Here is a 10,057-nt window from a genome sequence, read left to right on the forward strand (position 1 = left end):
CCTTCCGACGCCACCCCTCCCCCGCCCGCACGGCAGGTGGAGCTGATGCGCAAGGAGTCCGTCTACCGCTTCTCCTCGCAGGGCGCGGGCCTGACGGAGGCCCAGCTTCAGGGCGTGAAGATGCGAGAGCAGCACTCGCTCACGCTGTCCCAGGGCTTCCAGTTGCTGGTGGGCAAGGAGGTGCCTCCCGCGCCGCAGATGAACCTGGCGCAGCCGGTGCCCAACGAGCCGCTGCCCCTGTCCGTCACGATTGAAGGCCAAAGCCCGCTGCCCAGGAACGTGCCCTACGCCGTGGAGGAGAAGAAGGGCGGCGAGTCCGAGTCCATCACCTTCACCGGCCGCCAGGGTCCGTGGGAGGTCGTGAAGGTGCTGCAGTGGCCGCGCGAGGGCTTCGAGCTCACGTACACCATCCAGGTGAAGAACACCTCCGGACAGCCGCAGAACGGCGAACTTCAAGTTCACTATGGCCGCGCCATCGACCCGAACTTCGAGCACGCGCCGTCCTTCTTCGGCGGCGTGGGCAACCTGAGCCGCTCCGCGTGCTGGGTGGACGAGAAGCTCCACAACATGAACCCGGGCGACGACAAGCCCGAGGACACCAAGGGGCAGATCCACTACTTCGGCATCAACCAGCAGTACTTCCTGTCCGCGCTCTACCCGCTGGACGGGCCGCGCCCCGGCCACTGCATCCTCACCGCCACGCCCACCGCGCGGCAGGTGACGGCGGCCTTCCCGCTCAGCGTGGGCGCCGGTGAGACGGTGACGCTGCGGCTCGGCGGCTACCTGGGCCCCAAGGACCCGGACCTCATGGCCGTGGTGCCAGGGCCCGAGCTGCGTCAGGCCGCGGGACTTGGTGAGACGGTGTTCCACCCGAAGTTGGAGGACACCGTCGACTTCGGCATCTGGGCGGTCATCTGCAAGATTCTGCTGGGCATCATGAAGTTCTTCCACGGCCTGACGGGCAACTGGGGCGTGGCCATCATCCTGCTCACCGTCGTGGTGAAGCTGGTGCTGCTGCCGCTCACCTACCGCTCCATGGTCAGCATGGAAGAGGTGAAGAAGCTCCAGCCGCGCATGGAGGAGATCCGCAAGAAGCACGCGGACAACCGCGAGCAGCAGAACCTCGAAATCATGAAGCTGTACCAGGAGGCGAAGGTCAATCCGCTCGGCGGCTGCCTCCCGCTGCTCATCCAGATGCCGGTCTGGATTGCGCTCTTCACGGCGCTGCGCAACAGCTTCGACCTGTACGGTGAGCCCTTCTTCGGTCCCATCTGGAGGGACCTGACCTACAAGGACCCCACGTACCTGCTGCCCCTGGCGCTGGGCATCTCGATGATCATCACCCAGAAGATGCAGCCGCAGATGATGGATGCGACCCAGGCGAAAATCATGACCTGGTTCGTGCCCGGCATCTTCACGCTGACGCTGCTCCAGTACCCGGCGGGCCTGTCGCTCTACATCTTCACCAACAACATCCTCTCCATCGGGCAGCAGTACGGGCTCCGGAAGTGGTTGGACCGGAAGAACAAGCCCCAGGCTGGCGGCGGAACGCCCGCGGTGGCGACAGCGGGAGGAAAACGCAAGTGAGCGAACAGCAGGTTCCTCAGCAGGCCCCCGTGGCTGGTGCTCCGGGCCCGGGTGGCACTCCGGCCCCGGACTTCCGGCCGCGCGTGGAGACGCTCCTCGGCGACATCTTCGGGCTGATGGGCTTCCCGGCGCGCCTGGACATGCAGGACGCGGCGGATGGCAGCCTGTCCGTCGCGCTGCACTTCGAGGCGGGCCCTCCTCCCGGCGTGGAGCAGGGCCGCCGCAGTCAGGTGCTGGACTCGCTCCAGTTCCTGCTCAACAAGATGCTGCACCGTCCCGGCGTCGAGCGGCGCTGGGTGGTGCTGGGCTGCGGCGCGCACCCGGAGCCCCGGCAGCGTCGCGAGCCGCAGCAGCAGGCCCCCGCGCAGGCGTCCGCTCCCGTGGCTGGCGCGGCCACGGCGGCTCCCGCTCCGGCGGCGGCTCCTCGGGCGCAGGCCCAGGCGCAGCAGCCCCAGGCTCCCGCGCAGGCGAAGCAGGCTCGGGGAGGAGCGGCCCAGGCTCCGGCGGCTCGAGGCGCTGCGCCCAAGGGCGCGGCGGGCGGCGAGTCGGATGAGCGCTCGGTGGCCGTGGAAGAGGATGCGGCGTTGCGAGAGGCGGTCCGGCGGCTCGCGGAGAAGTCCGCCAGCCTGGGGCGCTTCTACGCGCTCGCCGCGATGAAACAGGACGACCGCGCGCGCGTCCTGAAGGCTGTAGAAGGGGTCGCGGGGTTGAAGGTGTCGGCCGAGGGCGAGGGTCGCAACCGCCGTGTGGTGTTCACTCCGGAGAAGCCGGCGCCGCTGCCCAAGCGGAGCTTGCTGCCGGATGATGACGAGGACGACGTCGACGAGTGAGAGGGCGGTGCATGGGCAAGGCGAAGGGTCTCAAGGACAAGCTGTACGGCGCGGCGGTGCTGAAGATGAGCTTCCGCCTGCGCGGGGATGAGGAGTCTCCCGCCTTCCGCTTCGTGTACCCCGGAGTCCTTCGGGACTTGGAAATCGAAGACGGGGCGGTGGAGAAGTACATCGAGGAGAATCGCGAGGCCGTCGAGAAGGCCGCCCGTGGTTCCACTCCCCCGATGGGGCCTCGTTAGAGTTCCCGTGAGCGGAGGGGAGCACCCGCTCCCCAGCCCACATGACGTCAGCCACCTCCACCATCGTCGCCCTGGCCACGGCTCCCACCGCTGGAGCCGTGGGAATCCTCCGGCTGTCCGGACCCGCCGCGCTGGAGGTGGGACGCCGCCTGGCGCCGGGTGTGCCGGTGGAGCCCACGCCTCGTCACGCGTACCTCGCGAGCTTCGTGGATGCGCAGGGCCGCGCGCTGGATGAGGGCCTGTTCCTCTACTTCCGAGCGCCCGCCTCCTTCACGGGCGAAGACGTGGTGGAGCTTCAGTCCCACGGGAGTCCGCGCCTGCTCCAGTTGCTGCTGGCGCGCGCGCTGGAGGACGGCCTCGCGCGTCCCGCCGCGCCCGGTGAGTTCACCCGGCGCGCCTTCCTGAATGGCCGCATCGACCTGACGCGCGCGGAGGCGGTGGCGGACCTGGTGGCGGCCGACTCGGAGTCCGCGGTGCGCGCGGCTGCCGCGGGGCTGTCCGGGGCGCTCACCGAGCGGGTTCGCGCGCTGGAGGAGCCGCTGCGCTCGTTGCACGCGGACCTGGAGGGAGTGCTCAACTTCCCCGACGAGGCCGAGGGTGCCGACGAGGACTCGGAGGCGCGAGTCCAGGCGCTGCGGGCCCAGGCGGAGGCGCTGCTCTCCGAGGCGGGACATGGCCGACTGGTGCGCCGGGGCGCGCGCGTGGCGCTGTTCGGCCCCGTCAACGCGGGCAAGTCCACGTTGTTCAACCGACTGGTCGGCGAGGCGCGCGCGCTGGTGGACGACGAGCCCGGGACGACGAGAGATTCCCTGGAGGCTCGCGTCGAGTGGAACGGCCTGGGCGTCATGCTGTTCGACACGGCGGGCCTGCGCGAGACGCCGGGCCGCGTGGAGGCGCTCGGCATCGCCCGGACGCGCGAGCTGCTGGCGGGCGTGGACCTGACGGTGCTGGTGCTGCCACCGGGGACGTCCGAGTCCGACGCGGAGCGCTGGCGGGCCGAAGCGGGTGTGACGGACGTGCTGGTCGTCGACGGCAAGTGCGACGTGTCCTCGGGGTCGGAGGTGCTCAGCAGCGCGCCGCGTCAGCGTGACAGCGAAGTCGAGGCCGCGTCCGATGGAGGGCACGAAGTCGAAGCACCCTCGTCCGTTTCTCCACCCCGCCCCCGCGTCAGCGGGCTCACGGGCGAAGGTGTTGACGCCCTGCGTGAGGCCCTCGTCTCACGGCTGTGGGGTGGCGGCACGCCCTCCGCGGTCGCCCTGGTGTCCGAGCGTCACGCCGATGCCCTGCGTCGCGCCGCCGAGGCACTGGCGCGCGCGGAGTCCGCGTCGCGCCTGTCCACCCTGGAAGTCGTCTCCGGCGAGGTCTCCCTCGCCCTGGAGGCCCTCGGCGAGCTGTCCGGAACCTCCGCTTCCGAGGCGCTCATCGACGCAATCTTCCAGCGCTTCTGCATCGGCAAGTGACGCGTTCCGAGCAGTCCGGGGACGTGTCAGACCCCTTCCTAGAATGCCGCCCTCAACCGACGCACCTTCGGAGGCGCTGTGACGGAAGGCATCATCCACCTGGCGAACCACTCGATGCTCTCGGCCCTGCCCTCGGGCTGGGTGGGAGAAATCCTGGACGAGGAGTTCGTCGCTTCACCCAGGCTGACTCCCGCGCAGACCCGCGCCGCCTTCATGCTGGGAGTGGAGCTGGGCGAGCAGCTCGACCGCCGCCGGGGTGGCAGTGGCCGCTGGTGCTTCCTGCGCGCCCCCGAGCTGCGGCTGGGCCACGACGTGCTCGTGCCGGACGTGGCTGGATGGCGTCGAGACCGCGTCTCCTCCCCCATCGACCCGGACGTGCCCTTCCTCACCCTGGCGCCTGACTGGGTGTGCGAGGTGCTCGCGCCCTCCACCGCCGCGCTGGACCGCACGCGCAAGCTGCCCCTCTACGCGCGCCACGGCGTCTCCCATGTCTGGCTGGTGGACCCGGCCGCGCGCACGCTGGAGACGTATCAGCGCGTCAAGAGAGGCTGGCTCCTCACCGGCTGCTACGAGTCCGACGCGCTGGTGCGCGCCGAACCCTTCTCCTCCGCCCCCGTGGAACTCGAGTCGCTGTGGCTCAACGAGTCCTCGCTGTGCGCGGAGGGCTCGCTCCTCGCCGCCGTGCCCTGAGCCCTTTCGCGCCCTTCAGCTGGCGCGGCGGAGAAACGTGGCATCGCCCGAGGGCGTCACCATCCTGCGCACGGCACGCAGCAGGAGGTCGGGGTCCACCGGGGCGGCGAGGAAGCCCCGGGCTCCCACCGCCTGGGCGCGAGGCAGGTCCACCTCGGGCATCTTCCCCGCCACCACCACCTGCGCGGGGACCTTGCGGCCCAAGGCCTCCAGCGACGGCAGCGGCGTCACCACCACCTGCGCCTCGCTCGAAGCCAGCAGCTCCTCGGTGCTCGCCACGCGAGAGCTGAGTCCCGCGGCCGCCAGCACCTTCACCAGCCCCGCCGCCGCATCCACGCCCCAGCCGTACACCAGCACCTGGGCCATCGGCTCCGGACGGGCCGCCGTCAGCGTGGGCAGCTTCGAGCGCAGGGGCGCGCGCGGCGCGGGCACCTTCACCACGGGCTGGGGACGCGCCGCCTCCTCCTCCAGCGAGGACAACAGCGGCAGCTCGGGAGGCGCCTCCATGTTCGTCAGCTCCACCATGCTGGCGCCGAGCACCATGGTCATCTGCTCGTCCGCCTCCGGCAGGGAGAAGCTCTCCATGCCGGGCCGCCGGACGGCGACGTCCGTCTCGCCCCGGTACATGCGGCCGATGGCGCGGCGGATGGACGCGTCCGTGGCCAGCTTCGCCACCACCCGCGCCCGCCCCGTCACGCTCTTCACCGCATCCAGCGACGCCAGGCTCCCCGGCGCGGCCATGGCCACCACCAGCGTGTCCCGAGGAGCGTGTCCTTCCAGCCGCAGGGGCACCACCCGGTGCGTCTCCGCCACCCGCTCCGGAATCAACCGCGCCAGCCCGGGCTCAGGCGGCTGGGACTCCAGGTCCACCGTCTGCATCCCCACCTGCTCCGCCAACGCCTCCAACACCTGAGCCGCCGAGCAGAAGCGTTGATCCACCACCACCTGCCCCAGTGGCACCCCCCACTTGCGCTGATACGCCAGCGCGGAGTGGAGCTGCAGCGCATCAATCACGCCACGCGCCAGCAAGATGTCCCCCAGTCGCTTCTTCATGACCCGGCTCCTCCGGCCCCCCACTGCGGCCACTACCCTTGGGAACGCACTCGTCCCGGAAAATTGAAACAGTTCTACGCCCTCACCGGCCGTCCCGGCTTCCTCGCCGGCGACAGACGGTTCCGCGTCCACGACATCTGCAAGGCAAGGGCCCAGGGTGCCCGCCACCGTGGCGCGTCGTCACGTCTCCTCCGGGAGACGGAGCGCGTCCAGCGGTGTGACGGCACGGAAAAGGGCCTGAAGGCGCGAGCAGCACCCTCAAGCCCTTGGATCCACGGCGTTCCCTCATCACGCCCCTGCGTCCGACGGGCACGCAGGGGCGCGGGAATGGAGATCCGCTACCAGCGCGTCTCGGGCACTGGTGCGTACAGCGAGCCGCGCTCGGGTGCGAAGACACCCATCTTCACACCGAGGCCGTGCACCCTGCGCGTGGCCTCCACCAGCGGGGCCCAGGGCGTGGCGACCGACGTCGTCGCGGAGGTGTCCTCGCTGTTGTCGCCCGTCTCGCCCAGCGCGGCGGAGAACACCTCGGCGGGGCTCTTCTTGCGCGGGTACTCCTCGACTCGCACCTGGGCGTCCGCGGGGAGCTTGGCCGCTTCCTTGGCCAGCTCGAGCGCCTTGGGGTAGCCGCCCAGCGCGTCCACCAGGCCGTTCGCCAGCGCGTCCTCGCCCGTCCACACGCGGCCCTTGGCAATCCCCTGCAGCTTCTCCAGCGGCATCTTCCGGCTGCTCGCCGCGCGCGTGGTGAAGTCCGCGTAGATGCGGTCCAGCTCCGCGTCCACCCGCGCCTGCTGCTCCGGCGTGTACTCCGCGTCGGAGCTGGAGAGCGTGGCGTTGCGTCCCATCGCCACGGTGTCGAAGCTGACGCCCAGCTTCTCCCAGAAGCCATGGGTGACGAACTTGCCCGTGTACACGCCGATGCTGCCCGTCAGCGTGCCGGGCTGGGCGACAATCTTGTCCGCGTCCATGGCGAAGTAGTACCCGCCGCTGGCGGCGTACGTGGCCATGGAGGCGATGACGGGCTTGCCCGCCTCGCGAGCGCGCTGCACCTCGCGGCGCACGGTGTCGCTGGCCACGTAGCTGCCGCCCGGGCTGTCCACGCGGAAGATGATGGCCTTCACCCGCGAGTCTTCCGTGGCCTTGCGCAGCGCCGCCGCGACGCTGTCGCCACCCATCGCCCCCCCGCCGAACGGGCTGCCCCCGCTCTTGCCTCGCGACACCTCGCCCACGCCATACACCAGGGCAATCGTCTCCCCCGTCGTGTGAGGCCGGCCCGCGCGCTCCAGGTACTTCTTCACGTACAGCAGCTCCGCGCCGTCGCCCGCCGCTTCCTTCTGCTCGGCGTAGACCTCGTCGCGGTAGCGCAGGCCGTTGAGCAGCTTGCCGTCCATGGCCTCCGGCGCGAGCAGCGGCGCCCGGTCGATGAGCGCGCGCACCGCCTCTTCCGTCAGCCCGCGTCCCTCTGCGATGCCCTTCACCATCTGCCCGAAGAGGCTGCCCGCGAAGCGCTCGGTGGCCTCCAGGTGCGCCGGGGTGTAGCCCTGCTCGGTGTAGCTGTTGACCGCGTTCTTGAACTCGTAGCGCTTGTCGAACTGCGGCTTCACGCCGAGCTTCGCGAGCGCATCCCGGGCGAACGGCGTCTCGAACGCGAGGCCGATGACGTTCACCGCGCCGGACGGCTGCATGTAGATTTCATCGAAGGCCGACGCGAAGTAGTACGCGCCGGTGGCGTTGCCCTCCTCGCCGAAGGAGTCGGTGAAGGCGATGGCCTTCTTGCCCTTGGCCCGGAACGCCTTCACCGCGTCGCGCAGCTCCTGCGTCGTCGCGGGGCTGCCGGGGCTGGTGCCCACGCGCACCACCAGCGACTTCACCCGCGAGTCCTCTCCGGCCTTCTCCAGCGCATCCACCACGTCGCGCACCGTGAGCGGGTCCTCGCCGAAGGCACCGGCCAGCGAGTCGTTCGACACATGCTCCGGCAGCGGCTGGGACAGGTCCATCTCCAGCACGAGGTTGGACGGCACGCTCGGGCGGCTCATGGAGGCCATCACGATGAGGGCGATGAGGCCGAACATGAAGAGGACGGACATCGCGCCAATGAAGGCGAGCGCGCCGATGAGAAATCGTTTCATCCGAAGAAGCTCCTGGTACCTGGGAGACGGGCCACGAATCCGGCACGCGGTCCTTACTACTTAACGGGCCAGGGTGCCGATGCTTGCATGTTCCCTCGGGCCCCCCCGCCGACCGAGCAACACTCCGGAGGCCGAGGACCGGACTTCCCGGCTCCCTCGCCCGGGGACGGGCCGCCCTTCCCGGGACGGCGCGCACGCCTGACGCGAGTCAGGGCGCGAGGGATTCGGGCTCCCACTCCAGCACCACGGGAGGCCGCATCCCGAACGGGTGGAGGTGGCAGTTGGCCGCGTTGATGAAGCGGGTGGGCACGTCGGGGAGCGTGTGCTCGCCCGGAGATTCGTGGATGTGGCCGAAGACGTGGAGGCGCGGGCGGACCTGCCGCACGCGAGCGAGCAGGTCCGCGCAGCCCACGTGAGCGCCGAGGAACGTCCGGTCTCCGAGCCCCTTGGGTGGGCCGTGGGTGATGAGCACGTCCAGGCCCTCGGGGATGAGGTTCCAGTGGGTGAGGATGTCCGCGCCCCGGTCGCGGTTGAAGGCCATGCCTCCGAAGCGCGGCGTCACCGGCGAGCCCCAGAGGCGCAGTCCTCCGAGGAGCACCTCCTCGTCGTCGAGGTAGTGCACTCCCGCTTCTCGCGCGAGGGTCCGCGTCAGCACGGGCTCCTTCTCGCAGATGAAGTCGTGGTTGCCCGCGACGAATACCTTCTCGCGGGCCGGGCGGCTGGCGAACCAGGTGAGGAAGGACTCCAGCTCCGGCTGCTTGCCCCGGCGAGAGAAGTCACCCGCGTGGATGAGCACGTCACACGCGGGGACCTCCAGCTCCTCGTGCCGATTGTGGGTGTCGGAGATGAGCACCACCCTCATTACGAATCCCTTCTCTTCGGACGTGGAATCCCGAGACAGGGAACGGACGCTACACCGGCATGGGACTGACCCGCCGCGAGGGGAGGCGCGAGGTCCTCCCTCCGCGACACTTCACGCGGGAGTCAGTTCTTGAGCAGCTTGTTCAAGATGCTCTCGTGGGCTTGCAGCCGCCGCTCGGTGTCTTCCCGGTCGACGGTGAGCCGGGCGACCTTCCCATTGACGTGGAACAGCCCCCGACGCAGCTCCGAGGTCGAGGCACCCACGTGTTCGCTCAACTTCGCGAGGGACTCGACGGCTTGCTCGAAGCCCGCGCGGACCACCTGGAGGTCACGGGAGAACACGTCGACCTTCTCCTCGACGACCAGGAACCGATGGTCCGAAGCCTGGAACTTCGCCTCGAAGGCCACGGTCTTGTCCTCCAGCGTGTGGACCCTGTTGTCCAGGGACTCCACCTTCTGGCCAAAGGTGTGGACCCTGTTGTCCAGGGACTCCACCTTCTGGCCGAAGGTGTGGACCTTCGCGTCCAAGGTCTCCACCTTCTGGTTGAGCGCGGCCACGTCCTGCTCGAGCGCACTCACATCATGTTTCAGCTCACCGACGTCCTGCCTGAATACCGTGACGTCCTGCCTGAACACCGTGACGTCCTGCCGTAGCTCCGTGACCTCCCGTCGCAGCTCCCCGACTGCGACCGTGGCCTCTTGGTGCGCCTTCCGTCCGTCCCGGATGGCCTCCTTGAGCTCGAAGTGACTCCGGTCGAGCGCATCCAGACGCACTCGCGTGCGCTCCAGGACCCTCGAGAGGTCGTTGATCGCCGCGTCCACTCCCCCACCGTCGTATCTCGCCATCCCGCCTGCCTCCCTCCGAGCGGCCCCATGCCGCTTCCAAGGTTGAAGACACCCTACCAAACCAATCTGACACGGTGGCAATCAGACAAACAACCTGTGAGGTCGTCCCGAAAATCCAGACGAACCCGCGCGGCATGGGCCCGGGGGGCGGGTCCGGGCGCTCCCTCCCCTGTCTCACGGTGGACGCCTGTCTGGAGGAAGTGCTGGCTTCCGGGATGGACGATGACGCGGACCGGGTTAGAAGCGCCGTGCACTTTCTGAAGACCCCCGCGAGGACCGCATGAAGCGTCGTACCCCGCTTTCCCTGTTGGCCCCCCTGATGCTGGTGGCCACCACTCCAGCCTGGGCCCAGGCCCCTGTCC

The 10,057-nt window shown here is 69.6% G+C and carries 9 protein-coding genes; 5 read left to right on the forward strand and 4 right to left on the reverse strand.

The genetic code is table 11. The features are described from left to right. The 5 genes from yidC to HUW62_RS42465 form a co-directional block, all read left to right on the forward strand. The coding region (gene yidC, locus HUW62_RS42445) for a membrane protein insertase YidC (protein ID WP_255203954.1) at window positions 1-1,587 on the forward strand (1,587 nt) is incomplete at its 5' end. 29 nt (window positions 1,588-1,616) lie between these two features. Beyond that, window positions 1,617-2,417: a hypothetical protein gene (locus tag HUW62_RS42450; protein ID WP_163868721.1), complete on the forward strand. Its 801-nt coding sequence runs from the start codon at window positions 1,617-1,619 to the stop codon at window positions 2,415-2,417. Between the two features lie 11 nt (window positions 2,418-2,428). Next, window positions 2,429-2,656 carry a hypothetical protein gene (locus HUW62_RS42455; RefSeq protein WP_141648817.1) on the forward strand — a complete coding sequence of 76 codons (228 nt, stop codon included), beginning with the start codon at window positions 2,429-2,431 and terminating at the stop codon, window positions 2,654-2,656. Between the two features lie 41 nt (window positions 2,657-2,697). Further along, window positions 2,698-4,116 carry a tRNA modification GTPase gene (locus HUW62_RS42460; RefSeq protein ID WP_176437681.1) on the forward strand — a complete coding sequence of 473 codons (1,419 nt, stop codon included), beginning with the start codon at window positions 2,698-2,700 and terminating at the stop codon, window positions 4,114-4,116. A gap of 78 nt (window positions 4,117-4,194) precedes the next feature. Next, entirely contained in the window at window positions 4,195-4,806 is a 612-nt protein-coding gene (locus HUW62_RS42465; protein ID WP_176437682.1) for a Uma2 family endonuclease, read from the forward strand. Between the two features lie 15 nt (window positions 4,807-4,821). Here the strand turns inward: HUW62_RS42465 and HUW62_RS42470 are convergent, their stop codons facing one another. The 4 genes from HUW62_RS42470 to HUW62_RS42485 form a co-directional block, all read right to left on the reverse strand. Beyond that, window positions 4,822-5,859, reverse strand: coding sequence for a general secretion pathway protein GspE (locus tag HUW62_RS42470; protein WP_163868632.1), 1,038 nt, complete (start codon window positions 5,857-5,859; stop codon window positions 4,822-4,824). Window positions 5,860-6,197: 338 nt separating this feature from the next. Beyond that, window positions 6,198-7,988 (reverse strand): signal peptide peptidase SppA, encoded by a 1,791-nt coding sequence (sppA, locus tag HUW62_RS42475; protein ID WP_163868631.1) that lies wholly within the window; start codon window positions 7,986-7,988, stop codon window positions 6,198-6,200. Window positions 7,989-8,196: 208 nt separating this feature from the next. Then, entirely contained in the window at window positions 8,197-8,850 is a 654-nt protein-coding gene (locus HUW62_RS42480; RefSeq protein ID WP_176437683.1) for a metallophosphatase domain-containing protein, read from the reverse strand. Window positions 8,851-8,972: 122 nt separating this feature from the next. Further along, window positions 8,973-9,695, reverse strand: coding sequence for a hypothetical protein (locus HUW62_RS42485; protein ID WP_163868629.1), 723 nt, complete (start codon window positions 9,693-9,695; stop codon window positions 8,973-8,975). Window positions 9,696-10,057: the final 362 nt, after the last annotated feature.

Source organism: Myxococcus sp. AM011, from assembly GCF_013372595.1.
Taxonomy (GTDB): domain Bacteria; phylum Myxococcota; class Myxococcia; order Myxococcales; family Myxococcaceae; genus Myxococcus; species Myxococcus eversor.